This window comes from Kitasatospora sp. NPDC004289 (genome assembly GCF_053602875.1).
The window spans coordinates 1-23,445 of record NZ_JBSGEL010000072.1 but is presented as its reverse complement, the minus strand read 5'-3'; the positions used below and the strand labels follow the sequence as shown (position 1 = coordinate 23,445).

Below are 23,445 nucleotides of genomic sequence, written 5' to 3'. Positions count from 1 at the left end.
GCGTGCGGAGACGTGTATGGCATGGGGCGTCACCTCACGATGAAGCCCGCCATTTTGGGACTGGTAATCCACGCGGACACGCCTCGGCCCGGCTGGAGGAGAGGATGGGGTAGACGTTCTCGGCGGCGCGGCGACGGCCAAGAGCTCGGCGCGCGGCCGCCTTTACTCCGTAAAGAGCGGCAGAGCCAGCGGGAGACGACGGGTCGCGCCGCGGCATCTTTACTCCGTAAAGTCGCCGCCTCCCCCGCCAGTCTGCGGCTCGGGGATAGTCTCCAGTCCGTACAGTCCGCCCGACCCCGGAGACACCGTGTCCACCCCTGGCCTGCAGAACAACCTGTCCCTCGCCGAGCGCCGCCGCCTGCGCCAGCAGCAGCAGGGAGCCGCAGGCCCCAAGGCGACGGCGCAGCTGGGCGAGCTGGTGCCGAACCCGGCGAACCCTCGCAACAGCCTGACGAAGCTGGACGAGCTCGCCGAGAGCTTTCGACAGAGCGGTGTCGCCCAGGCTCTGACCGTGATCCCCGCCGAGACGTTCACGGCCGCCTACCCGGAGCACGCCGGCATCGCGCCGACCTCCTTCGTGGTGATCAACGGCAACCGACGCCTGGCCGCCGCACCGATGGCCGGGCTGACTGAGGTGCCCATCGTCGTCAATACAACCGCGGCGACCCGCACCCAGATCCTGGTCCTGGCCCTCGCGGAGAACATCCAGCGCGAGGACCTGGCGCCGCTGGAGGAGCTCGAGACGATCGAGACCTTGAAGAGCCTGCTCGGCACCTACGCGGCGGTGGCCACTGCCCTGGGCAAGAGCGAGGGTTGGGTCTCGCAGCGCCGCCGGCTCGGGAACCTCTCCCCGGAGTTCAAGGAGGAGCTCCAGGCGGGCGAGCTGAAGATCGAGGAGGCGCGGGAGCTCGGCAAGATCAAGGACCACGCCGAACAGCGCTCGGCCCGACGGGTACAGAAGGCCGAGGCCGCTGAGAAGGCCAAGGTGAAGGCGGAGAAGCCGAAGGGCCGGTCGGCCGCGAAGAAGACGGCTCCCGTCCCTCACCAGGGCGGTGGGCGGTCGGCCGACGGTGCTGTGGCAGCACGTCGGATGGCCTGCCAGGAAGCTCTCACTGGGACGCCTGCCGATGACACGGCGGTGCTCCTCGCGGCACTCCAGGTGGTGGTCGACTCCGAGCAGGCCCAGGCCCTGGCGGTCGAGTGGCTGGCGGCCATGGGCAGCGCACAGCCCGATGCCCCGTTCGGTGCGGCGGCCGGGGAGCAGCCGCGGCTGGCAGTGCTCGCGCTGGCCCTCGCGCGGTGCGAGCTGGCGGCGACGTTGGCTGGATCCGGTGCCGTACGGGAGTATGTCGGCTGGCTGGTCGCGCACGCCGGGTACGAGGCGACCGACGCCGAGCAAGACCTGCTCGGCGACCACAAGTTCACGGCGTAAAGACCGGAGACCGGAACGATGAGCACCGACAACCTTGACGTCGAAGAGGATGGCAGCGCCCTCCCTCAACTGCCGACCAACGTCGGCCACGAGACCCGCATCATCGTGGCCGTCAACGAGTCCGGCGGATCGGTGAAGAGCACGACCGTGGCCGCCCTCGCAGCCATCGCCGCCGAGGAGGGCCTGGACGTCCTGGCCATCGACGCTGACAGCCAGCGGGACCTGGCCCACCTGCTGGGCCTGGACGACCCCGACTCCGACGACAACATCGCCACACTCTTCGACGTCGTCGACGGAATCGCCACACTCGACGAGGCGATCATCCCGGCTCGCCGGGGCGAAGGCGGGCCGGTGATCCCTCACCTGTGGTTCATCCCTGGCTCTCGCCGCCTGAAGGAACTCGACGAGAAGCTCGCGGGGGCCATGCTGCGCGAGCTTTGGCTGCAGCGCATCGTCCAGGGTGCCCTCGGCCGCTTCCACGTCATCTTCATCGACTGCCCCGGTGACCTCAAGCTCACGACGAAGGGCGCGCTCCTGTCAAAGAAGGACGTGGAGGTGATGGCCTGCGTGAAGTCTCAGGAAAAGGAGGCCCGCGCCCTGACCGAGTTGGAGGCCACCCTCTCCGAGATGAACGACGCGTTCGCTGCTCTCGGCGTACAGCTCGGCATCGACTGGATCGTGATAGGAGAATCCGTCTCCGACAAGAGCCAGGGCAAGGCGTACACCGATGCGGAGGAGCAGCTCCGCGAGGCGTATGGCGAGCTGGTCCTGACCCCCTCCGTCCGACGCAGCATCAAGGTGCCGGAGGCGTACTCGGCACAGACGCCCGTCCCGATCTACGCACCGCGGAGCGAGCCGTCGCTGCAGTACCGGGAGATCGCTGCCGGGATGGGCCTGACGAAGGCCGGCTTTACCCCGTAAAGACTGCGGAACGCCGAAGGGGCTTGGTGCCCGGTCAGGAGACCGGGCACCAAGCCCCTTCGGTGTTCCGCAGCGTTGGCCCAGATGGTACGGACGAGGCGGATCTCGACCCCACTCGCACTGCCCAGCCCCCGGTCTGGCCAGCACGGGGCTGGGAATGGTGGGCAGCATCGGGCCCAACCAGGCAGTGCACAGATGGCGGACCTCATCCCAGCCCTCAACGGGCAGGGCGCTGTCGATCCAGTCGGGCCACAGGGTTCCGTAAATCGCAGGACTGCCAGACACCCAGCTGGAAGACTTAACCCATGAGTCACCTTCCGGAGCACGTCATACGAACCCTCTGGTACATCGACACGATGGAGCAGCAAAGGTTCCAGCTCCAGTTGGCGGATGTAGATGTGTTCGCGCGGACGAGGGTTCCTCGGGATATCGACCGTACGATCTACGGCTTCCTGGACTCAGGACTTGTCACCAGGAGCCCTGAGGCAGTAGGGCTCTACATGCGGAAAGTGGGTTGGATCCACCTCGACAACGAGAGCTACGTCTCCATCACCCCGCTTGGCAAGGCGGTCCTGGCCGCCTGCGGCGAAGAAGCGGACGTCGAGGGATCAGGCTCTGAGGTCTCCGACGTGACTCTGGACCCCACGGATCCGCTGGTGTACGTCCACCTGACCCGACGGCTCTCCCGGGCAGGAGCTGGTCTCCTGATCGACCCGTACTTCAAGGCTGAGTCGCTCCCCTTCCTGGTCGACTCAACCAGCCTGCGCCGCGTCTTGATCTCCGGGAGCTCGAAGACCAAGAAGGACCGCGACGCAATGGCCGTGGCCCTCGCCACGGTTCCCAACGCCTCCGATGTCGAGGTCCGTCACATCGAGGACCCGGCAATGCACGACCGGTGCGTGATCGGCCAAGACAACAGAGTGCAGCTTCTCGGCTCCTCTCTCAACGGCGTGGGCAAGCACCACACCGCCGTCATCTCACCGCAGCCGGACATCGCCGAGACGTACCGCAAGAAGTACGAGGCCTTGTGGTCCAAGGCTGCGGTCCTCGCTCCGCAGGCCATGAAGGGCAGTACAGCTCCCACCCCATGACATCAGGGCCGAAGACAGACAAGCTGCCAGGTCCGGAAACGCAAGAAGGCCACCCTCCTCACGGAGGGTGGCCTTCTTGGTGGGGTGGATCAGCCAGCAGGGGCGCGACGGCAGCGAGGACCACAAGGCCGCGGCGGAGCAGTCGCCGGGTCTCCTGGTGTCAGCTGGCCTGGTGCTGGCGCAGGTGCTTGGTGACGTCGGGGATGACGAGGAGCTTGAGCGGCTTGGTGACCTTCTCTCCGCAGGCGGAGCAGGTGGCGCCGTAGCCGGTGCGGCCGGGGCAGCCCGAGTCGGGGTCCTTGGGGAGGCCGGTGCGCTGGTTGACGTGGTGGGTGCAGTGGGTGCTATCGGCGTGGACGGGCTTGATGGGCATGGTCGGACGGGGCATCGGCTGGTCCTTCCGGATCAGGGGCGGACCGGCGGGCCCGGTCGAGCGGGCCCGCCGGTGGGTGAGGTTCAGGGGTGCTTGGGTCGGAGGGTGCGGAGCCGGCCTACGCGGACCTGGTGGCATCCGGCCCAGCCGCGGGTGGGGTGGTCGGGGTCGGGGGTGAGGTGGACGTGGTGCTCGGTGGTGAGCGTCCAGTCGGCCCAGGGCAGGTCGGTGATGGTGGGGGAGTGGACGAGACGGGTGGCGGTGGCGACCCGGAGCAGGTAGAGGGCGATGCGCTGGCTGTAGACGGCGGGGTACTCGCTGCGCCCCCGGGCGGCGTTGGCGGCGGCCGCGTAGTCGCCGAGGGGACGCCGGGCGGTGCCGGCCGGGCCGTGCGGCTGTTCCTGGTGCAGGTTCCAGGCCGGGTCCAGCAGCGGGTCGTCCGGGGCGCAGTAGCCGATCACCGCCTCGGTGCTGGTGCCGTCGTCTGCGGGCCGGGTGGTGACCAGCAGCGCGTAGGCACCCCAGTCGGGCCCGGCTCCGCCTCCGGCGCGGGACAGGGTGACCCTGCCCGCGCCGGTGACGGTGCCCGGTGCGGTGGCCGGGAGGACCGGCATGGTCAGCCGGCCTGGCGGAGGGTGCTGGGGTGGGTGGCGTACCAGGCGCGCAGGACGTCCTGGGAGATGACGCCCCGGTCGGCGACCTGGTGGCCCTGCCCGGCGGCCCAGGCCCGGATGGTGTTCCGGGTGGCCTTGTCGGCCGGCTGCGCCAGCTCGCCTCCGGTCGCCCGGGCGGGAGCGGTGGGCTTGCCGGACTTGGCGTCGCGCAGGGCCTGCTCGGCGCGCGCGAGCTGCGCCTTGAGGGTGGCGACCCGGCTCTCGTAGGCGGTGACGGCACGGTCGGAGTCGCGCTGGGCGGTGAGCTTGTCGAGGGCCTGGCGGGCCTGCTCGGCCAGGCGCTGCACCCGCGGCTGGGCGTGCTGGCTGCCCCAGGTGAGGAGGTCGTCCACGTCGCCGTAGGGCGGCTGCCCGGCGGCGGCCTGGTGCACGGGGTCGAGCTGCCGGAGCTGGCTCTCGTCCAGGCCGGTGGCGGCCAGGATCTTCAGCGGGCTGTCGCCCCGGGCGCGCATGGACAGGGCGACCTCGCGGGTCATCGGGTCCAGGGCCGCCAGGAGGCGGTCCTGCTCGGTGGTCTCGGCGGGGGCGGTGGTGTCGGACACGGTGTTCCCTCCGGAGGGGTTGGCGGGGAGGCCGCGCGCGGCGGCGGGCCGGGTGGCGAGGTGGGGCAGGAGCCGGGCGATCTCGTCCTGGTCGCGGGGCAGGCCGAGGGCGTCCAGGAGCTGGGCCAAGTCGTCGGCGTCGAGGGCGCTGCGGGCGGCCGTCACGGCGGCGTCTGCGTCCTGGCGGGGCGTGGTTGGGGTGTCGTCGATGCTCTCGGCCGCAGCCATGACGGTGGCCGGGTTCCGGGTTCCGGTCGGCATCAGACGACGGCCGAGTGCGGGGCGAGGAACCGGACGTCCCAGGAGTTGAGGGTGTAGTGGTCGAGGACCTCGAGGAGCAGCTCGTCGATCTCCCCAGCGCCGGACGGGTCGTCCGGGTCGGAGACGTAGACGCGCGGCGGGGCGGCCAGGCGCAGGTGGACCGCGAGGCGGCGGGCGGGGACGTCGTCGGGGTCGACGCCCGCGCGCAGCTCCCAGACCTGGCCGGGCGCGGCGAGGACGATCGGGTCGCCGTCACTGGCGCGCTCGCACGCCAGGCACAGCGCGAGAGTCTCGGGGAGGTGGTCGTCGTGCTGGAGGGTGGTGGCGATGGTGCGGATGACGGTGGCGGCCAGGTGCGGGCCGAGGATGCGGTCGAGCGGCACGGCCTGGTCGCGGTGGTCGGTGCTCATGCTGCGGTCTCCCTCGGGCTCGGTGCGGTGCGGGTGGCGGGCCGCCGTAGGGCGGCGAGGAGCTGGGCGCGGTGCTCGGAAGCGAGCGGGTCGGCCGCCGGGCTCGCCGTCGGCGCGGCGGTGCGGCGGGGCCGGGGCGGTGCGGGGCACTGCGGGACGAGCTCGGCGGCCAGGCGCCGGTCGAGGTCCTCGGGCAGCACGGTGCTCACCTCGCCGCCGCCCTCGTCTTCGGGGTGACCGGGGCGAGCAGGAGGCGGTGCAGCAGGGAGGCGTCGTCGCGGGCGTGGGTGGCGGGGCGCCCGCAGGACCAGCAGTCGGCCTCCGGCCCGGCCCACGCCACGGAGCAGCTGGCGCAGGCGTAGCGGGAGCGGGCCGGGCGGGGGGCGAGCCGGCCGATGGTGCGGAGCGCGGCGGCGGCCTGGTGGCGCTGGGCGGCGGAGACGGAGCGGGTGTGGGCGGTGCGGGACAGGAGCGCGGTGGCCATACTGGGGAATTCCTTCTGGTCTCGATCGGGAGGGGCCCGGGCCGGCCGCTTTGCTGTGAGAGGCGATGGCCGTGTCCGGGGAAAGAGCCGCGGCCCGCCTGATGCGTCAGGCGGGCCGCGGTGCTGTGGGTTGAGGCTCGGAATCAGCCCGGGTAGTCGTCCGCGTGCGGGTAAGTCGCGGTGCTGGACCAGGGGTCGTCCAGCAGCGACAGGTCCGGCAACGGGGGCTGGTCGCCGAGGCAGCGGTGCCGGTAGCCGCCCTCGTACGTGAACCCGGTGCCGGAGCAGCCGCAGCCCTCGCCGTGCGGCTGCGGGTGCGGCTGTCGGCCGCCGGTGCAGTCGACGGCCTCCTGGTGGACCGGCACGTAGATCCCGTCGCCCTGGTCGTCCCAGGCCATGGTCTCCATGAGCATCCCGGTGCCACCACAGCCGCCCTCGCAGAGCATCTCGTGCGGCTCGTCCGGGCACGGCGACCCGTCCTCGCCGGGGCCGTAGTCGGGGTCGGCTTCGCCGAGGACCTCGGCGGCCCGGCGCAGCAGCTGCTCGGCCTCACCGGCCTGGGCTGCGAGACCCGGGTGTCCGTCAGCGCGCAGGTCGGTGGCCAGGTCGCGGATCAGGTCCGCCAGCTGGTGCGCCGGGGCCTGGTCCTGGAGGGCTTTGAGGACGTCGGCGGGGGAGGTCCAGTGGCCGGAGGTGAGCCAGTCGTGCAGATGGCCCACCCCGTCGCCCAGCGGCACGGAGGGCGGTCCGGCCCACGGGTCGGCCTCCCCTGCCGGGATGATGGGGGCGGCGCTGCTGCGCCGCAGGAGCAGGGTGATCCCCGCTGCGGTCAGCATGGTGCCGGCCGCAGCGGCGGCCAGGCGGGTGCGGTTCATGCTTCTCCGATCCAGACACCGGTGGGGTCGTCGCTGGCGGTCCTGGCCTTGGCGGTGCCGCTTCCGGTGGTGGCCGGGGTCCAGGGCAGGGCGAGGCCGTCGTGGGCGCGGCGGGGGACGAGGTGGATGTGAAGGTGCGGCACCGTGGCCGAGCTCTCGGGGCCGATGCTGGTGATGATGTTGGCCGGGCCACCGGTCGCTTTGGCGAGCTCGGCGGCCCGGCGCATCGTCAGGCCGGTGACGACCGGCTCGTGGGCGGCGTCGGGGACGTGGCGGGTCGGCAGGACGATGACGTGCCCGTCGGTGACCGGGTTCAGCGGGACGATGGCGATCGTCTCCGGCCAGCGGCGTACGACCTGGGCGGGGGCGAGGCCGGCGCTGATCGCGCAGAACACGCACCCGCCACCGGGCGTCTGGTTGGAGGAGGGGGCGGTCACCGGGCGTTCTCCACCACGGGCAGGTGGACGTGGCGGTGGGTCACGGTGACATCGGCGCCCTGCGCCTGAAGCAGCTGGCCGACGGTGCGGGCCAGGGCCACACTGCGATGGCGCCCTCCCCGGCAGTAGACATACAGGACGACCCGCTCGTCGGGCACGGCGGCGGCCTGGGCCAGGACGCGCAGCACGGTCTGCTCGGCGATCTCCAGGGCGCCGGGGGTGGCCATCACGTAGTCGAGGACGACCTGGTCCAAGCCGGTGGAGGCGATCATCACCTCGCGTACCGCCGGGTCCTCCGGCGGATTGCGCAGCGCGGTCGTCAGGTCGAGGGTGAGGGCGTCGCCGGTCGGCGGGTCCTGGTGCAGGACGCCGTAGCTGGTGATCTCCACGCGGGCGTGCGGGGCGGCCAGCGAGCTGAGCAGCCCGGTGGCCGTGCTGATGTTGTCGCGGATCCAGGCGGCAACGAACTGGGCGCCCTGGTGGGGGTAGTAGGGCAGGCTCCGCTCGAGGCCGGGGCGCTCCCCTGCGGTGCGCAGGTGGGTGATGGCGGCGGCGAGCTGGGTGATCAGCGGGGATTCCATCTGCTCGATGCGCTTCACGCGCCGGTCGCAGGACTCGGTCGTGGTCGTGGGTGCCATGGTTCTCCGATCAAAGGGGGATTGGGGTCCGGCCGGGCGGCCGCGCCGCGCACCACCGCGCCCCGCCGCTCCGGCTTGGGTGGCCGGAGGGCGGGGCGCGGTGGTGGGCAGCGTCAGTGCCCGGCGGGCTGCGGGGTGCGGACCCGGCCGCTCATGGAGGTGGCGTGGACGGCCACACCACCGGCGAGGGCCTCGGGGGAGGCGGTGACGGTGACGTCGCCGGACATGGAGGTGGCGGACACCTGGCCGACCGCGCCGGCGTGGGCGCGGATGTCGCCGGACATCGTGGCCAGGCTCGCCCTGGTGCCGGTCCACTCGGCGCGGACGTCGCCGGACATCGTGTGGGCCTCGGCGGCGTTGACCCGCTCCAGACGCACGTCGCCGGACTGGGTACGGACGGTGGCGGTGGTGGCGGTGCCGATCTCGACGTCGCCGGACTGGGTCTCAGCGCGCACCCGGTCGACGACAGAGCCGGGGGTGAGGACCCGCACGTCGCCGGACTGGGAGGTCGCCGTGACGGAGGCCAGGCCGCCGTGGGTGGTCACGTCCGCGGACTGGGTGCGGGCGGTCAGCGCGCTGCGCTCGGGAAGGCGGGCAGTGATGACGATGGGGGCGGGGCCCTGGACGACGGTGACGCCCTGGCCGCCGATCACCCGGCCGCCGACGATGCTCACGTCGCCGCCGCTGATAACCACGCCGGTCACCGAGCCGAACACGGTGCCGGCGCTCTGCATCACCACCGTGCCGCCGCGGCCGCTGGTGCGCACGACGGTGGTGCCGCCCGCGCCGCCCTTGCCCTGGACGCGGACGGTGAGGGTGCCGCCCTGGTCGCTGAGCCGGGCACCGTTGACGGCGTCGGCGGCCTCGCCGGTGTCGTCGGTGGTGCTGATGGTGACCTCGGCCGTGGTCAGGCCGGGGACGGCCTGGACGTCGACCTGGCCGTGCAGGCCGAGCAAGGTGAGGTCGAGGGTCGTGGCGCCGGTGGCAGAGGCGGTGAGAGTACGGGTGACAGCCATGGAGGTTCTCCTCGGTCGGGATACCGCGGTGGGTTCGGCCGGGCGGCCGCGCCGCGCACCACGGCGCCCCGCCGCCCGGCCTGGCTGGCCGGAGAGCGGGGCGCGGTGGTGGGCAGCGCGGGGGCCCGGACTCAGATGTGCAGGAGGCCGGCGATGGCGGGCAGCGTGCTCACGGCGGCTGCGGCGACGGCGCGCTCCAACTGCTCGGCGGCGCGGGCCGCGGCGATCAGGTCGGCGTACAGGGCGCGCTGGTCGGCGTCGGCGAGGTTGAGGTTGCTCTCGGCGCTGGCCGCCAGGGTGTTGAGGTAGGCGGCAGTGTCGACCTGCTCGGCGTGCAGACCGACCAGGCCGGGCTGGAAGTCGAGCGGGGCGGCCAGGCGGGGCAGGGCCTTGGCGAGGTCGGCGGGCTGCGCCAGCCACGCTGCGACGCGGTTGTCCTCGAGCTCGGCGTGGAGGCCGGCCGGGTCGGTGTGCGCCCGGTTGTAGCCGAGGCCGCGGAGCAGGCGGGCGGGCAGCAGGCGCTGGAGCTTGGCGTTCACGGAATCCTCCGGGCGAGGTCGTGGCGGGTGTCGGCCGGGCGGCCGCGCCGCGCACCACGGCGCCCCGCCGCCCGGCCTGGCTGGCCGGAGAGCGGGGCGCGGTGGTGGGCAGCGTGGTGGCCCGGGCGGGTCAGGTGCGGGTGAGGGCGGCGAGCTGCTCGCGTTCCTCCTCGGTCAGCTCGGAGCAGGGCAGGCAGGAGCCGAGCGAGCGCAGCGGGAGGCAGTAGTCGTAGGTGACCTGGCACAGCGGGCAGGTCGATCGGGCCTTCATCGCGGCGGCCAGGCCGCGGGCCATCGGTCCGGTCACCGGGCGGACCGGCTTGGCCCCGGCAACGGGGTAGAGGTAGCCGACGCGGCCCTGGCACACCACCTGGGCGGCGACCGGCTGGCCGCCGGGGCGCAGGCCCATCTCGCGCAGCTGGCGGCGGGTGGCCATCTGCTCCTTCTTCGGGCCGAACTTCCAGGGGAAGGTCGGGGTGCCGCCGTGCTTCTCGCCGGTCGGGTCGAGGTCGATCGCGCGCACTGCTCTCCTCCTCGGTCAGCTGGTGGCGGCGGCCTGCTGCTCGAAGTGGTCGGCGAGGTGGCGCAGGATGCCGACCACGGTGGGGGCCGGAATGCGGCCGTGGACCTCGGCGACGCTGTTCTTGTCGACGGTGATGATCAGCGGGTAGTCCTCGGTGTTGATGACCTTGACGTCGAACTCGGGCACGGCTGTCCTCTCGTGGGCTGCTTGCGGTTGAAGGGGTGGGCCGGGACCGCGCGGGCGGTCCCGGCCGGGTTGGGGTCAGTGGTCGTCGTCGCCGTACGGGTCGTCAGCAGCCCGCTCCGCCTGGGTCTTGACGGTGATCTCCGGCTTCACCCGGACCCGGACCGGAACGACCAGGGCCGGGCGCAGCCGCAGGCCGTGGAGGGCGAGGGTGCTGGCCAGCACCCAGCAGGCGATGACGAGCGCGGTGGCGACGGGGCGTCCGGCGGCGGGGGTGGCGGCCCAGACCATCGCGGCGGTCGCGCCGCCGTAGCCGACCCACAGGACGCGCAGGCTGGTGAAGCCGAGTGCCGCGCCGATGAGCAGGGCCGGTGCGGCGATCTGCCACAGCGCCCAGACGGTGGCGGTGTCGGCGGGCAGGCCGGAGTGCGCGGTGAGGTAGTCGTGGACGGGCCGGGTGATGGTGGCGAGAACGCCGCCGTGGTGTTCGCCGATCATGGTGTTCTGCCAGAAGCGGTCCAGCCACGGGGAGATGGAGGCGGCGATCCCGATCCCGACGGCGAGGGCGGTGGCGTAGGCGAGGGCGCGCAGCCAGGCGGCGGTGGCGTCCCACCCGCCAAGCAGGGCGTCCTCGATCTCGCGGCCGCGCTCGCGCAGCCAGGGCAGCGCGTGGTCGGCGGTGAAGTCGGCGAGCGCGTCCCAGGCGCGCTCGAGGCGGCCGGCGGGAACGGCGGCGCGGTCTTGGCGGCGGCGCTGCTGCTGGGTGTGGTCAGTGTGCTCGGTGGTCATGGCTGGGGTGCTCCTCAGTGCTGGGTGCCGGTGGGCGCGGGCGTGGGGCTGGCGGTGTGGGCGGGGCGGGTGCCGGGCGGGCAGGCGGGGGTGGCGTCGGCGGCGACGCCGAACTTCACGGCGAGCCAGAACCCGGCGACGATGCCGAGGGCGAGCAGGACCAGGTGCCGGTTGCTCTGCCACCAGGTCGGCGGCGGCGGGGGTCCGGTGAGGACACCGATGACGGGCGGGGGAGCGGGCTTGCGCCACAGCGCCAAGGCGGGGCCTTCCTGTTCGGGGGCGGGGTGGTGCGTGCGGTGCGGGCCGGTCGGCCTGCCCCGACGCCACCGCGCCCGCCCTGCCAAGTCGGCGGGGCGGGCGCGGTGGAGACGAGGCGGAGCGGCCGGATCAGCAGCCGGCGGCCCGGGCGGCGGTGAACCAGGGCCGCAGGTGGGGGTGGCCGACGAAGGCGTCGGTGCCGTGCTCCTCGATCGCGGTCTCCAGGACGCCGGCCTTGCGGCCGGTGCGCAGGATCGTCTCGATCAGCTCGGCGGTCTCCGGCTCCTGGAGCACGGCGGGCAGGTTGGTGAGCAGGATCCGCACGACGGGCTCGGCCTGAGGCAGAGCGCCGGAGAGGACGGCGTCCTGGCGCTCGCGGATGAGGGCGTCGGCGGCCCGCAGCATCGCGACGGTGGCGTCCACACCCGGGGCGTGCCGGTCGACGTGGTCGGCCAGGTCCAGGTGGCGCTCGCCGGGGTCGGCCAGCCACACCTGGGCGCCGTCGGCGCGGGAGGCGGCGGCCAGGATGTGCAGGGCGGGGGTGCGGCCCGAGCCGGTGCCGGGCGCGATGTGGACGGTGTGCTGGGGCTCGTTCATGGGGAACTCCTTGGGGTGAAAGGGCTGTGCGGGCCCCTGGCGGTGCGTCAGGCTGGTGCTCCGCGCAGGAAGTTGAGGGGGAGTCATGGGCTGGTTTTCGCCGCGTTGGGAGCCGGACTTCACGTTCGACGCCGTGGTGGCGGGCGGGATCGCCTACGACGTGTGGACCGACGAGGACGGCGTCGTGCACCTGGACGAGGACTACGACCCGGATCTGGTGATCGTCCCGGACGGGGTGGTGATCGGGGACTACGTCTATCCGGCGTACCTGGGCAGGGACGGCCGGCTCTACCTCGACGAGGACGAGGACTGACCGCGCGTCACTTGATGTTGTTGGTGACGGAGCCCTTCCAGCCTGCGGACTGCTTGTTGATGTTGACCTCGTTGTGCTTGTGGAACAGCGCGTTGACCACGGTCCCGTCGCCGGTGGTGACGCTGGTCATCTTCGACTTGAGCCTGCGGGCCACCACGACGGTGGCGCCGACGGCGGCCGCGAGGAACAGCGCGGCCGCGCCGAGGAACTGGGCGCCCTCGTGGAACCACGGCCCGGCCAGCTGCAGGCCCGCGCCGGCGAGGTAGAGCGCGCCGCCGGCCGCCAGCATCCCCATCGAGGCGATGCCGCCCAGGACGACGCTCTGGCCGACCAGCGGGCTGACCCCCTGCCAGGCCGGGGGCGCGGCGGCGGGGATCGGGTCGGGCTGCTCGGCGGCGTGGCGCTGCGCCCGCTCCAGCAGGCTCGGCTCGGGCCCCGGCGGTGCGGGCGGGGCGGTGGCCGGCTGCTCCTGGGTGCGGATGGCGACGATCTGGCCGGTGGCCGGGTCGAGGGCGGTGATGTAGCCGGGCGGCAGGATCAGGCCGGACTCGGCGGCGGTGGGGTTGGTGTCCAATGGGGGCCTCCGTGGCTGCGGTGGGGCGAGCGGGGGGTGCTGCGGCGTCTTCTCCGGTCCTCGCACCGCGTCGTGCGGGGCGAGGACCGGGGGAGGCGTCGCAGCGGTCAGAAGATGTTGCTGAGCGCGCTGCCGACGCTGGTGATGAGGTTGGAGATGGTCGGGGCGAGGCTGCTGGAGGCCATCAGGAACCCGGCGACGAACGCGACCAGGGCGGCGGAGACGGTGGTGCTGCGCTGGCGGACCAGGAAGATGGTGAGGGCGAGGAAGACCAGGGCGGCGGAGACCGTCATGAGACAACTCCTTCAGGGTTGGATGCGGGTGTGGCGCAGGCCGCCGCCAGGGCGTCCGGGCGGCGGCCTGCTGGTGTGGTGGTGCGGGTTCAGTCCTCGTAGCCGTCGTCGTAGCCGCCTTGTCCGTCGGCGCGTTCGATCCGGCGCCAGACGCCGCGGCTGACCGGCTCGGCCAGGCCCTTGTCACGCAGCGCGCTGGCGGCGTTGTTGACGCTGGCGGACTCGACGTCCGGCAGGGCGGCGCGCAGGTCCTTCATGCTCATCGGACCGTCGGCGAGCAGCTCGTACACGCGGTCCGGCAGGCTCGGGGCCTTCTTGGCCCCGCCCCCGCCGCCCGCCTTCTTCTTGTTGCCGCCGCTGCCGCCCTTGGCCTTGGCGAGGGCGGCGAACATCGCCTCCTCCTGCGGGGCGGAGTCGATGCCCTGCTCGGCGAGGAGCGCCTGGAGGACGACGGCCAGGTGCTCGTGGTCGTGGCGCCAGGTGTAGGCCTCGCTGGCGGCCGCGGCCTCGCCGGGGGTGAGGGTGGGCACCTCGTCGTCGCCGAACAGCTCGATCAGGTCGACGTACAGGCCGTCGACCTTGTGCGCGGTGAACGTCCTCATGAACTCGGCGCGGCCGTCGGTGAAGATGTACGCCATCCCGGCCGTGCTCTCGCCGTCCTCGTCGTCCTCGCCGTCGAAGAGGGCCTCGATCTGGCCGGTCTCGTAGATCCGGGCGGGGATGTTCTCCATCTGGAAGCCGAGCGGCGCGATGCCGTCCAGGCCCATCGACTGGGTGCTGGAGGACAGGGTCCGCATCAGCACGACCATCCCGGACTTGCCCTGCTGCCGGATGGCCTCCTCATCGCCGAGGTCCTTGAGGTGCAGGGACTGGACGGCCAAGCGCACGCCGACGCCGACCTTGCGGCCCGTCTTCTGGATGTCGGCGATGAGGTAGGCGGCGATCGCCTTGATGACCTCGTTCGGGTGGGACAGCAGCCGGTTGATCTCGTCCAGCGTCAGAGACAGCAGCCGCCAGGGCCTGCCGATGGCGAAGTCGCCGCGCTCCCGCGACTCCCGCTCGCGGTACTTCATCACCGCGTGCGCGGCGAGCAGCATCCCGAGGACCTCGTACTCGCCCTTGGCGAACCAGTCGACCTGGCCCTCGGCCTCCGGGAGGGACTTGCCGCCCTGGAGGTCGCCGACCCAGGAGATGACCCCGGACAGCCGCTCGCCGACCAGCAGGAGCAGCTGGAGCACGCTCTTGCCCGCGCCGGTGGCACCGGCGGTGATGCCGCGGATCGCGCCGAGCTGCGGGTCCCACAGCCGCACCTTGGAGGGCTTGCCGTCGTGCCTCACCCCGATGGAGATGCGGCCCTTGTCATCCATCGTCAGGTCCTCGGCGGTCGCCGAGCGGACCTTCATAAGCGGGTTGCGCTTGTAGATGGAGACCAGGCCGTTGCGGACCCCGTCGGTCTCGATGACCAGGCGGGAGACGTCGTCGATGCCCAGCGCCGAGCAGACCTTGCCGTGCGGCAGGGAGATCTCCTTGCCGACCGGGGCCTGGACCTGGGCGACGATCCGGTGCTCCTCGGCACGCCAGCGGGCCAGGGTCACGCCCGGGGCGGCCCCGCTCGCGCCGGAGACCCGCTCCGCCCAGAAGGCGGGGAAGTCGGCGGCGTCGGCCATCTCGGTGAGGGTGGGACGGGCGGTCAGCCGCATCCGACCCGGCCCGGAGCCGGGCACCGGGCGCAGCCGGATGCTGCCGACGGGCATGTCGAAGACGGCCGCCAGCTGCTCGTCGGTCAGGCGCGGGACCTCGCGGCCGGCCTGTGCGACGACGACGGCCTCGAAGTCGGGGCGGCCGGGCAGGTACTGCTCGACGGCGACCAGGCGGGTGCCGGTGGTGCGCTCCGAGCGGGCCCAGAGCCAGGCGAGGAAGCCGGGGTAGTCGCTCGGCGCGGGCGTGGCGCCGGGGGCGGCCGGGGTTGGCGGGGTGGGCAGGGCTGCGGGCACCAGGCCCTTGCTGCGGGTGATCGGGGCGGCCCAGGCCATCAGGGCGCCCCACGCGGCGGGGACGGCGATCTGCCACCAGGCGAACCCGTTGTTGATCTGCTGGACGACGTCGGCGAGGTAGGCGCCGCTGTAGCCGAGCAGCGGGGCGGCGCGCTGCGAGGAGCGCAGCAGGCCGAGGTTGTCCATCTCCTCGCCGTCCTTCGGCTTGGACTTGGAGTACAGCCACAGGCCGGTGGCGGTCAGCGCGCCGACACCGCCCAGGAGCGCGAGGGGGCCGTCGTAGAGCTGGGGGCCAGCCGCAACGGCGGTGGCGGCGGCAAGGTGCCAGCCGCGCTCGCGGCGGACCTTGCGGTGGATCTCGTGGCCCGGGACCACCCGGGGGGTGGCGGGGGTCTGCGTGGTGGTGGCCATCGGGCCCTCTCCTTTGCGTGCGAGGGGCCGCACCCCGGCGTTCGGGGTGCGGCCCTGGCGGGTGGTGCGGGTGGGTGGTCAGCGCACCCGGTTGAAGCCGGGCTTGGGCTGCCGGTACGGGGAGGCGTTGACCACGTCGTGGATGCCGCCGTACTCGCGCTGGTGGGCGTCGCGGAAGCCGCGGGCGCCCATCTCCATCGCGTCGGCGCTGGAGGCGAGCTCGCCGGACGCGGAGGCGACGCGGTGCAGGGCCTCGGAGACCCCGGCGATCTGGGTGACGAAGACCTGGTCGACCTCGGCCTGGTGGCACATCTCCGACAGGGTCGAGGCCTTGGAGGCGTTGCGGCTCATGTGCTGCTGGAGCTGGCGCATGCCCTCCTTGAGGCGCAGCGCCTGGGCGGCGAGGGCGGTGACGCGCGCGGCCAGCGACAGGAAGCCGTTGTTGCCGGAGCCGCCGGGGGAGGTGAGTGCTCCGCCGGAGGCGGGGACGATCTCGGTCACGGGCTGGTCCTTCCTCAGTTCTCGTTGTGGATGCGGGCGGACGGCACGGCCAGGCCGGCGTCGGCGGTGGCCTGGGTGATGGGCCGGTAGGCGTCGAACATCGCCTGCTCGGCGACCTCCGAGAGCTCGGCGGCGTTGAGGGAGGACACCTTCATCTCGTCCGCCTTGCGGGCCACCAGATCCATCGCCTCTGCCAGGCGCTCCATCGCGGCGGCGGTGATGCGGCCGATCAGGTTGTGCCGGGTGCGCAGGTCCACGGCCAGTTCCTCGAGGGCCTCCCGGATGCGCCGGGCCTCCTCCGCGAGGCGGACGCAGACCTCGTGCGCGGAGAACGACTCTTCGGTGAGCTTCTCCAGCACCTCCAGGGTGTCGTCGAGGGTGACCTCGGTGGCGTGCTCGCTGGACATGCCCGCGACGCCGGCGGCGGCGAGGAGACTGCCGCCGCCGGAGGGGACGGCCGGGGAGGAGGACGTCATGGGGCTGGGTTCCTTCCTGTCGGGGGCGGTGGTGCCGGGCCGCTGGGTGTGCGGGGTCGGCGCGGGGCCGACTGCGCGGGCTCCGGTGGTGACCTGAGCGGCCTTGGCGCGGCGGGCGCGGGCCGCGTCCCCGGGCCGGTCGGTGCGCTCGACGCCGGTGATGACCTCGCCTTCCGCACTCGCCATGCCCGCGGACTCCCACGGGGTGCGCCGGGGTTCCTCGCTGGGCCGCCAGGTCGACCAGAACGAGTCGCCCGGTCCGGCGTGGGCGGCGCGGCGGGCGCGGAACCTCGCGCGGGCCCGGCGGTAGAGCCGCTCCCAGCCCCGGACGCCTGGACCCCCCGGGCCGGGGCCTGAGCCGGGGCCGCGGCTGCCGCCGCTGGTGGCGGAAGCGGCCGGCCCGGCCGGGCCGCCGGGGCCGGTCTTCTTCCCCTTCTTCTTCTGGGCCTTACGGCGCTGCTTCTTGGAGAGCTTGGAGACCACCGGCTGGTGGTTGCGCATCCGCTTGGCCCACCGCCGCTCGAACTCCTGCCGCACCGCGCCCTTGAACGTGTTGGCCCCGGGCGGGGTGGTGCGGTAGCGCTGGTAGGCCTTCATGCACCGGCGGCAGCGGCAGTCGCAGTCCTGGTACGCCTCCAGCGTTCCGTGCCGCATCCCGGGCCCGAGTTTCTCCTTGTGGCCCGGCGTGAAGATCGAGACGCCGGTCGTGCCGCCCAGCCCGTTGGGGCCGCCGGCCTTCCCGCGCTTCTTGCCCGTCGGCGGGACGGCCCCACCGCCCTTGCCCTTCGGCGAGGTGCCGCCGTTCTTGCCCTTGGGCGAGGTGCCGCCCGCTGCGCCCGGGCCGGTACCGCCGGAGCCGGTCGGCCCGCCGGAGCCGCCCTTGTTCTTCTGCGAGCGCAGCGTGCCCTTCGGCCCGGCCGTGCCCTTCGGGGACATCCGGCGCTTACCGCCGCTTCCCGAGGATCCGCCCGTGCTTCCGGTCCCGCCGGTGGTCCCGGTCGCCCCGGCCTGCGTGGTGTTGGCCCCGCCGAGCGTGCCCTTGTTCTTGCGCTGCTTGGCGCCCGGACCGCCCCCCTGCGAGGTGCGGTGCGGACTGCGGCGCGGGACCAGGCCCCCGGCCGAGCTGTCACCCGACCCGGACGAGCGGCCGCCTCCCCCGCCGCCTCCACTGCCTCTGCCACCGCCGCCGCCGGTACCCAGGCGATCCTTCACCCGCTCCTTGTTGCGGGGCGAGGGACCGTCAGGACCGCCCCCGCCCCGGCGGTCGCGCCCGGCCGGGCCGGGCGTCTCGCTGTTGCGGCGGCGGGGCGGGGCGTCCGCACCGAGGGTGCCGAGCGTGCCGGGGCCCCGGCGCGGGCCCGGCCCGCCGGGCGATCCGCCACCGCTCCAACCACCGCCGCCCCGGCCGCCGGCCGCACCGCCGCCGCTGCGGGAACCCGGACCCGGGCCACCGCCCGCACCGCCGCTGCGGGGCCCGGGTCCGGGGCCGCCAGGGGCCCGGCCTGGGCCGAGCATCCGCCGGCCCCACTCGCCCGCCGACTGGAGCGGGCGCCGCCGTCCCGACTCGTCCCCGTCGGCCCGCTCCCGGCCCCCGGGCCGTCCGGTGAGGGCGCCGTGGACACCGCGCATCGCGGCGACGACGACAGCCAGGGCTGCAGCGAAGGACAGCGTGCCGAGCCCCGGCGTCGGGGCCTGGGCGTGCTCGGCGAGGTGGCTCTGCGAGCGGAACGTGTCCGGCACCGCCCCGGGTTCGGGCAGCGGCCGGATCGTCACGACAGGCGCCGGGCTCTCCAGCGCGGCGATCGTCTCCAGCGGGGACCGTCGGGCCGCCGGGACGGGCAGCAGCCCCTCCAGAGCGCCGCCGTCCGAGGGTGCCGAAGCGCCCTCGGACGGGTCTGCCAGCGGGGTCGCCGGAGGGGTCTGCGGCACCTGTGCCGGGGGGTTGTCGGGCGGGTCGGCCGGGGGCCCGGCAGGGGTCATCACCGGGAACAGACGGACGTTGTCGTCGGCCACGGCTCCTCCTTGAAGTTGACAGAGCGTGAGGAATACGGGAACCTCGCGCGCGCACCTGCGCGCACCTGCGCCCGCCTTGGGGTCCTCATCGGGCTAGCCGCGCGGTGATGATGAGGAAGATGAACTTCACCGCGTGTAGTCGGCGTAGAACTTCGCCAGAACCTTCGCGAGCTCGCCCCAGACCTCGGGGCGGCCGGCCATCTCGGCGGTGGAGGCGACCATCCGGCAGGCGTCGTACATGACCGCCGCCTCCTCCTGCTTGGAGGTGGCGGCGGCCTGCCGGGCGGCCCAGTGCTTGGCGCGGTTGGCCGCGCGCCGGGCCATGCTCATCCCCGTCCCTCCTGCCGCGGGAAGAAGTCGTTGACGGTGCGCGGGCCGCGCTGCGTCTCGGCTCCGGCGGCCATCGGGAACTGGTGGACGTTGGCGTCCAGGTACTCCCCGCCCTGGCCCGCCTGGCCGCCCGCCAGGTTGCTGGCGAAGTGCGCGATGGTGTTGTTCAGGGACGTCGCGGCCAGCGCGGCCGGCCCCTTCTTGGCCGCCTTCTTCTCGTCCTTGCGGGCCTGCGCGAGCTCCCGGCGGGCCGGGAGCTCCAGGACCTGGTTGACGTAGGAGGCGTACAGGGCCTCGGCGCTGGCCGCGGCCTTGCGCGAGTGCTTCTCCATCGAGCGGATCTTCCGGCCGACCTTCCAGGCCCGGATCCGGGCCGAGAAGGCCCGGTCGCCGTCGATCTCGGTCTGCTCCAGGCGGCGGCTGATGATGTCGGCGAGCTGCCCGTACTGGCTGGCGTCGCTCATGTGCTGGTCGCGCTGGGCGTCCGTGAAGGCGCGCATCCCAGCGTCCGTGAAGAGGTTGTTGATGTCCATGGAGTCCCTCTGATCTGCGCTTTCGCGGGCGGGGAAGGGGTCGGTGCGGGGTGGTTGGGGCGTCGGGTCGGCGCCTTCCGAGCACCCCGGACCCGCCCGCTGACTGCGGACGGGCCCGGGGTGCAGGGGAGTAGCCGAACGCACTCGGTGGTGCGGGGCGGCGTTACGCGGCGGCTTCGAGGTCCTCACGGCCGCCGGCCGCGCGGTTACGGCGCTCGGCGACGATCTCGCGGGCCCGGTTACGGCGGTCCTGGCGGGTGCCGCCGGTGACACCGAGGGCCTCCTCGATGTAGCTGAGCGTGACCTTCTCCTCGCCGAACTTCTCGATCAGGTCGGCGACGACCAGGGCCTGGCGCTCGGCCGGGCTACGAGTGGCGGACTCGTGGGCTACGGCGGCCGCCTCCAGGGCTACGGCCATCTCCCGCGCGAGCTCGGCCGCCTCGGCCTCCGCGGCGGCCGCGCGCCGCTTCTCGTCGGCCGCGCGCCGCTCGGCCTCGGCCTCGGTCACGACCGCCTGGGCCCGCCTTACGGACGCTGCCTCCAGGGCTACGGCCGCCTCCCGCTCGGCTACGGCCCTCTTACGACTCGCCTCGGCGGCGGCCTGCTCGGCCTCCGCCTTAGCCGCGGCCAGGCGGGCCTGCTCGGTGGCGGCCAGAGCCTGACGGCGACGCTGCTCGGCCTGCTCCTGCTCCTGCCGGCGCTCGTCCTCCGCTTTGGCCAGGCGGGCCGCTTCGGCCGCCTCCCGCTCCAGCTTCTCCCTCTCGATCCGCGCCCTGAGCTGCGCCTCTTCGGTGCGGGAGCGGATCTCGGCGGCCTGCGCCTGCGCCTGGGCGGCGGCCCGCGCGGCCTCGGCTTCGGCGTCGGCGCGCAGGCGCTCGGCCTCGGCGTCGGCCTTCGCCTGCTGGATCTGTACCTGCAGCTCGTGGCGTCGTACCACCGCGTCGGCGGCGGTGCGCGCCTCCTGCTCGGCCCGGGTCCGCTCCGCCTCGGCGAGCAGCCGCTCCGCCTCGGCGCGGGACTTGGCCGACTCGATCGCCGCCTCGCGCTCGACCGCGGCGAGGGCTTCCGCAGCCTCCTCCTCGGCCATCCGTAGGGCCAGCGCCCGCGTCCGTACCTCGGCCTCGTGGACCCGTAGGGCGTCCTTCTCGGCACGCCGGTCCGGCTCCGCGAGAGCGTCCTCGACCGTGACCCCGTACTTGGCGAGCGTGATGGGCATCAGCTCCGGCCGTGTAGCCGCCTTCTTCCACTTCTTGCCGTGACGCTGGGTGAGCAGCTCGGCGTACACCTGGCGGCTCTTCTCCAGCTCCAGCGCCTGGGTGTAGGAGGTGATCTCCCAGAGCTTCATCTGCCGGGCGATCTGCGCGGTGGCGATCGGGGAGAGCAGCCAGCGGGAGGGGCGGATGCCGTCCATCCGGACCCGGCCGCGCAGGCGCCCGATGTGCCCGGCGTACAGGTGGGCGGCGATCTCCGAGAACACGACCCAGAGCGCCGCGAGGCCGGCGTGCCCGGCGGCGGCGGTGCCGGACGCGCCGGCCTGCCAGTTCAGCCAGATCGTCAGGCCGGTGAGCGCGCGCGGCACCCACTTCACCCAGGCCGCCTCCCGCTCGGCGCGGATCAGCAGCAGGTTGACGATGCCGAACGCCAGGATCGCCAGGTCGACCGCGACGGGGAGCATCCACGGGTTCTCCCAGCCCCACCCGCCCTGCTCCACCGGCGCCGCGGCCTTCGCCTCGACCGCCTGGTAGGAGGCGACCAGGCCGATGGTGGAGACCCCGATCGCCAGCGCCGCACCGGCACCGGCGAGCCAGCGCTCCCACGTCGCCAGCACGATGCGCTGCTCCGTGGGGGCCTGCTCGGGAATGTAGACGGAGTCCGTGCCGGGCGCGGGGGCCGGCTGGTTGGGCTCGGGGGTGATGGTGGTGACGGTCATCGCCGCCTCCTTCCTGCTCGTGGTGATCGGGGTGCTCAAGCGGTGCGGGCGCGGTTGCGGGCGGCGCGGCGCTTGATCGTGCGCCTCTCGTCCTCGCTGAGGCCGCCCCAGACGCCGTGGTCCTGGTCGGTGTCCATCGCCCAGTCGCCGCATTCGGTGAGCAGGGGGCAGCGGCGGCAGACGGCCTTGGCCTCTTCGATCTGGAGCAGGGCGGGGCCGGTGTTGCCGATGGGGAAGAACAGCTCGGGGTCCTCTTCGCGGCACACCGCGCGGCTGAAGTCCATGACGTCTCTCCTTCTTCTGTGTGTGGTCGGTGTGCTGGCTCAGGCGGTCTGGGGGTGCCGGGCGGTGCGGGCGAGCTGGTGGAGGGCGGCGACGGTGTCGGGGTGGGCGGCCTCGTCCAGGAGGTGGCGCTGCTCGAGGTGCGCGCCGTCCTCGGCGGTGGAGTGGGTGAGGGTGTGGTCGGCCCAGTAGGTGAGGGCGTCCTCGCCGGGGGCGGCGACGACCTGGTCGCGCTCGTCCCAGCCGGTGCAGTGCCAGCGGGAGGTGCTCTCGCCGAGCGTGCGAACGGTGATCTTCCAGGTCGGCCACTGCGGGCGCGGGCCGGGGTCGACGGCCAGGACCTCGTAGACGACGCCGGAGTGGTAGCTGCGGTAGTAGCCGCCGACGGCGCGCGGGCCGATCTGGCGGGCGACCCAGCGGCGGTGGCTGGTGACCTCGTAGTGGGCGCGGCGGGCGGGGGAGGAGGTGCGGGTGCGGTACTTCATCAGGTGGCCTCCGGCCGGGAGCGTCGTGGGAGCGCCCGCCGCGCACCCGCACCGGTGGGGTGCGGGTGCGCGGCGGGCGCGGGGTGGGGGTGGGTCAGCCGGCCGTGATGCGGCAGCTGATCTGCTTGCCGATCGCGGAGGGCTGGACGGTCCAGCCGGGGGCGAGGACGTCGAGCAGGACCAGGCCGCGGCCGGACTCCGCCTGGTCGCTGGCGGGGTCGGTGCCGGTGCGGCGCGGGACCGCGGCGGGCAGCGGGTCGTGGACGGTGACGACCGCGTCCGTGCCGTCGCGGTGGACCTCCACCACCAGCGGGACGTGGTCGCCGCAGGCCCGGACGGCGTTGCCGATCAACTCGGACAGCACCAGCCGCGCGGACTCGGCGGTGTCCAGGTCGACGCCGTGGGCGACCAGGACGGTGAGGGCCAGGGCCCGCACGGTCTGCACGGTGTCGCGGTCCGCGGTCAGGTGGGCGGTGATCCCGCCGGGCCGGGCGGCCAGGTAGAGGCCCGGGCGCGGAGCGGGCAGGATCGGGGCCTGGGTGGTGAGGCCGGCCGCGGTGCCGGTGCCGAAGGTCGTGGTCGTCATCGCCGGCCTCCGCTCGGCTTGGCGGGCGGCGGCGTGACGGGCTTGCCCCCACCGATGAAGCTGCGGCAGACCACGAGGTCGAGGGTGCTCACTTCTTGCCCCCGCCCTGACGGGCGCGGCGCAGGGCCTCGTCCATGTTCGGGTCGCTGTCACCGTCGGCGCGGGTCGGTCGTGCGATGATGTTGTTCAGCAAGGCGTTGCCTCCAACTAGGCGACGAAATCGAAGGCTCCGGGAGGGCAATCCCGGAGCCTTCGGCATGTGGTGGGCGGCGTTCCTGCCGTCCCCCCGCCGTCTCCGCACCCGGACCGGGGGCGGAGGCGGCGGGCAGCGTCGCAGGAGAGATGTGCTGGTCAGGCGGCGGCGAGGATGGCGGCCGGGGCGCCGGTGACGCGGAGCAGCCGACGGGGCCGGTAGCGGGGCCCGTTCCGGAGCGGGCTGGCGGCGGCGACCAGGCGCTCCTCGGTCGGGGTGCGCCGCTGGTCCGCCTCGGCGGTGCGGGCCGGGCGGAGCTCCGGCACGGCGAGCGCGCTGACCAGAAGCGGGAGCAGTTCGCGGGCGATGGTGGCGTAGCGCACGGGGAACCTCCGGGGACGAGAAGCGGGGGGGGCCGGGGGGGGGGGGGGCCGCCCCCGGGGGTGTTGTTTATGACACCGATGTAAAAGAATAGAACCAGAAATATT

The 23,445-nt window shown here is 73.6% G+C and carries 32 protein-coding genes; 4 read left to right on the top strand and 28 right to left on the bottom strand.

Annotated features, from left to right (window positions below):
- The first annotated feature begins 307 nt into the window (after positions 1–307).
- The 3 genes from ACWEPF_RS32935 to ACWEPF_RS32925 all read left to right on the top strand — a co-directional run bounded on the left by ACWEPF_RS32935 (position 308) and on the right by ACWEPF_RS32925 (position 3,444).
- A complete protein-coding gene (locus ACWEPF_RS32935; RefSeq protein ID WP_452175466.1) occupies positions 308–1,432 on the top strand; it encodes a ParB/RepB/Spo0J family partition protein in 1,125 nt (374 codons plus the stop codon).
- A gap of 18 nt (positions 1,433–1,450) precedes the next feature.
- Positions 1,451–2,353, top strand: coding sequence for a ParA family protein (locus ACWEPF_RS32930; protein ID WP_452175465.1), 903 nt, complete (start codon positions 1,451–1,453; stop codon positions 2,351–2,353).
- Positions 2,354–2,658: 305 nt separating this feature from the next.
- Complete coding sequence (locus tag ACWEPF_RS32925; RefSeq protein WP_452175464.1) at positions 2,659–3,444, top strand: hypothetical protein; 786 nt, start codon at positions 2,659–2,661, stop codon at positions 3,442–3,444.
- Positions 3,445–3,604: 160 nt separating this feature from the next.
- Here ACWEPF_RS32925 and ACWEPF_RS32920 read toward each other — a convergent pair whose 3' ends face one another.
- The 16 genes from ACWEPF_RS32920 to ACWEPF_RS32845 all read right to left on the bottom strand — a co-directional run bounded on the left by ACWEPF_RS32920 (position 3,605) and on the right by ACWEPF_RS32845 (position 12,043).
- On the bottom strand, positions 3,605–3,832 hold the full coding sequence (locus tag ACWEPF_RS32920) for a hypothetical protein (protein WP_452175463.1): 228 nt from the start codon (positions 3,830–3,832) through the stop codon (positions 3,605–3,607).
- A 68-nt stretch (positions 3,833–3,900) separates the two neighbouring features.
- Positions 3,901–4,431, bottom strand: a complete 531-nt coding sequence (locus ACWEPF_RS32915; RefSeq protein WP_452175462.1) for a hypothetical protein — start codon at positions 4,429–4,431, stop codon at positions 3,901–3,903.
- Positions 4,432–4,433: 2 nt separating this feature from the next.
- Positions 4,434–5,294, bottom strand: coding sequence for an Lsr2 family DNA-binding protein (locus ACWEPF_RS32910; protein ID WP_452175461.1), 861 nt, complete (start codon positions 5,292–5,294; stop codon positions 4,434–4,436).
- A complete protein-coding gene (locus tag ACWEPF_RS32905) occupies positions 5,294–5,704 on the bottom strand; it encodes a hypothetical protein (RefSeq protein ID WP_452175460.1) in 411 nt (136 codons plus the stop codon). Before ACWEPF_RS32905 ends, ACWEPF_RS32910 begins: the two co-directional genes overlap by 1 nt.
- On the bottom strand, positions 5,701–5,913 hold the full coding sequence (locus ACWEPF_RS32900; protein ID WP_452175459.1) for a hypothetical protein: 213 nt from the start codon (positions 5,911–5,913) through the stop codon (positions 5,701–5,703). The genes ACWEPF_RS32905 and ACWEPF_RS32900 overlap by 4 nt, the downstream gene beginning before the upstream one ends.
- The gene (locus ACWEPF_RS32895) at positions 5,910–6,188 is read right to left on the bottom strand and encodes a hypothetical protein (RefSeq protein ID WP_452175458.1); all 279 of its coding nucleotides are present in this window, start codon (positions 6,186–6,188) and stop codon (positions 5,910–5,912) included. Before ACWEPF_RS32895 ends, ACWEPF_RS32900 begins: the two co-directional genes overlap by 4 nt.
- Before the next feature lie 143 nt (positions 6,189–6,331).
- Complete coding sequence (locus ACWEPF_RS32890; protein WP_452175457.1) at positions 6,332–7,063, bottom strand: hypothetical protein; 732 nt, start codon at positions 7,061–7,063, stop codon at positions 6,332–6,334.
- Positions 7,060–7,500 (bottom strand): HIT family protein, encoded by a 441-nt coding sequence (locus ACWEPF_RS32885; protein WP_452175456.1) that lies wholly within the window; start codon positions 7,498–7,500, stop codon positions 7,060–7,062. Before ACWEPF_RS32885 ends, ACWEPF_RS32890 begins: the two co-directional genes overlap by 4 nt.
- The gene (locus tag ACWEPF_RS32880) at positions 7,497–8,138 is read right to left on the bottom strand and encodes a RapZ C-terminal domain-containing protein (RefSeq protein ID WP_452175455.1); all 642 of its coding nucleotides are present in this window, start codon (positions 8,136–8,138) and stop codon (positions 7,497–7,499) included. Before ACWEPF_RS32880 ends, ACWEPF_RS32885 begins: the two co-directional genes overlap by 4 nt.
- Positions 8,139–8,251: 113 nt before the next feature.
- Positions 8,252–9,154, bottom strand: a complete 903-nt coding sequence (locus ACWEPF_RS32875) for a DUF4097 family beta strand repeat-containing protein (protein ID WP_452175454.1) — start codon at positions 9,152–9,154, stop codon at positions 8,252–8,254.
- Between the two features lie 131 nt (positions 9,155–9,285).
- Positions 9,286–9,693, bottom strand: a complete 408-nt coding sequence (locus ACWEPF_RS32870) for a hypothetical protein (RefSeq protein ID WP_452175453.1) — start codon at positions 9,691–9,693, stop codon at positions 9,286–9,288.
- A 130-nt stretch (positions 9,694–9,823) separates the two neighbouring features.
- Positions 9,824–10,216 (bottom strand): RRQRL motif-containing zinc-binding protein, encoded by a 393-nt coding sequence (locus tag ACWEPF_RS32865; RefSeq protein ID WP_452175452.1) that lies wholly within the window; start codon positions 10,214–10,216, stop codon positions 9,824–9,826.
- A gap of 15 nt (positions 10,217–10,231) precedes the next feature.
- The gene (locus ACWEPF_RS32860; RefSeq protein WP_452175451.1) at positions 10,232–10,402 is read right to left on the bottom strand and encodes a hypothetical protein; all 171 of its coding nucleotides are present in this window, start codon (positions 10,400–10,402) and stop codon (positions 10,232–10,234) included.
- Between the two features lie 75 nt (positions 10,403–10,477).
- Entirely contained in the window at positions 10,478–11,188 is a 711-nt protein-coding gene (locus ACWEPF_RS32855; RefSeq protein ID WP_452175450.1) for a hypothetical protein, read from the bottom strand.
- Positions 11,189–11,202: 14 nt separating this feature from the next.
- Entirely contained in the window at positions 11,203–11,445 is a 243-nt protein-coding gene (locus tag ACWEPF_RS32850) for a hypothetical protein (protein WP_452175449.1), read from the bottom strand.
- Positions 11,446–11,575: 130 nt separating this feature from the next.
- On the bottom strand, positions 11,576–12,043 hold the full coding sequence (locus ACWEPF_RS32845) for a hypothetical protein (RefSeq protein WP_452175448.1): 468 nt from the start codon (positions 12,041–12,043) through the stop codon (positions 11,576–11,578).
- A gap of 85 nt (positions 12,044–12,128) precedes the next feature.
- Between ACWEPF_RS32845 and ACWEPF_RS32840 the strand changes: the two genes are divergently transcribed.
- Complete coding sequence (locus tag ACWEPF_RS32840; RefSeq protein WP_452175447.1) at positions 12,129–12,356, top strand: hypothetical protein; 228 nt, start codon at positions 12,129–12,131, stop codon at positions 12,354–12,356.
- Positions 12,357–12,363: 7 nt separating this feature from the next.
- Here ACWEPF_RS32840 and ACWEPF_RS32835 read toward each other — a convergent pair whose 3' ends face one another.
- The 12 genes from ACWEPF_RS32835 to ACWEPF_RS32780 form a co-directional block, all read right to left on the bottom strand.
- Positions 12,364–12,930 (bottom strand): hypothetical protein, encoded by a 567-nt coding sequence (locus ACWEPF_RS32835; protein WP_452175446.1) that lies wholly within the window; start codon positions 12,928–12,930, stop codon positions 12,364–12,366.
- 107 nt (positions 12,931–13,037) lie between these two features.
- Positions 13,038–13,223, bottom strand: coding sequence for a hypothetical protein (locus tag ACWEPF_RS32830; protein ID WP_452175445.1), 186 nt, complete (start codon positions 13,221–13,223; stop codon positions 13,038–13,040).
- 89 nt (positions 13,224–13,312) lie between these two features.
- Positions 13,313–15,628 (bottom strand): hypothetical protein, encoded by a 2,316-nt coding sequence (locus ACWEPF_RS32825; protein WP_452175444.1) that lies wholly within the window; start codon positions 15,626–15,628, stop codon positions 13,313–13,315.
- 78 nt (positions 15,629–15,706) lie between these two features.
- Positions 15,707–16,129: a conjugal transfer protein TraB gene (locus tag ACWEPF_RS32820; protein WP_452175443.1), complete on the bottom strand. Its 423-nt coding sequence runs from the start codon at positions 16,127–16,129 to the stop codon at positions 15,707–15,709.
- A 14-nt stretch (positions 16,130–16,143) separates the two neighbouring features.
- Complete coding sequence (locus ACWEPF_RS32815) at positions 16,144–18,618, bottom strand: hypothetical protein (protein ID WP_452175442.1); 2,475 nt, start codon at positions 18,616–18,618, stop codon at positions 16,144–16,146.
- Positions 18,619–18,744: 126 nt separating this feature from the next.
- Positions 18,745–18,948 carry a hypothetical protein gene (locus tag ACWEPF_RS32810; RefSeq protein WP_452175441.1) on the bottom strand — a complete coding sequence of 68 codons (204 nt, stop codon included), beginning with the start codon at positions 18,946–18,948 and terminating at the stop codon, positions 18,745–18,747.
- Entirely contained in the window at positions 18,945–19,481 is a 537-nt protein-coding gene (locus ACWEPF_RS32805; RefSeq protein ID WP_452175440.1) for a hypothetical protein, read from the bottom strand. Before ACWEPF_RS32805 ends, ACWEPF_RS32810 begins: the two co-directional genes overlap by 4 nt.
- Positions 19,482–19,644: 163 nt before the next feature.
- Entirely contained in the window at positions 19,645–21,411 is a 1,767-nt protein-coding gene (locus tag ACWEPF_RS32800) for a DUF2637 domain-containing protein (RefSeq protein ID WP_452175439.1), read from the bottom strand.
- A 35-nt stretch (positions 21,412–21,446) separates the two neighbouring features.
- Positions 21,447–21,695, bottom strand: coding sequence for a WhiB family transcriptional regulator (locus ACWEPF_RS32795; protein WP_452175438.1), 249 nt, complete (start codon positions 21,693–21,695; stop codon positions 21,447–21,449).
- A 39-nt stretch (positions 21,696–21,734) separates the two neighbouring features.
- Complete coding sequence (locus ACWEPF_RS32790) at positions 21,735–22,178, bottom strand: hypothetical protein (RefSeq protein ID WP_452175437.1); 444 nt, start codon at positions 22,176–22,178, stop codon at positions 21,735–21,737.
- Between the two features lie 94 nt (positions 22,179–22,272).
- A complete protein-coding gene (locus tag ACWEPF_RS32785; protein ID WP_452175436.1) occupies positions 22,273–22,764 on the bottom strand; it encodes an ATP-binding protein in 492 nt (163 codons plus the stop codon).
- Positions 22,765–23,115: 351 nt separating this feature from the next.
- Entirely contained in the window at positions 23,116–23,340 is a 225-nt protein-coding gene (locus tag ACWEPF_RS32780; protein ID WP_452175435.1) for a hypothetical protein, read from the bottom strand.
- Positions 23,341–23,445: the final 105 nt, after the last annotated feature.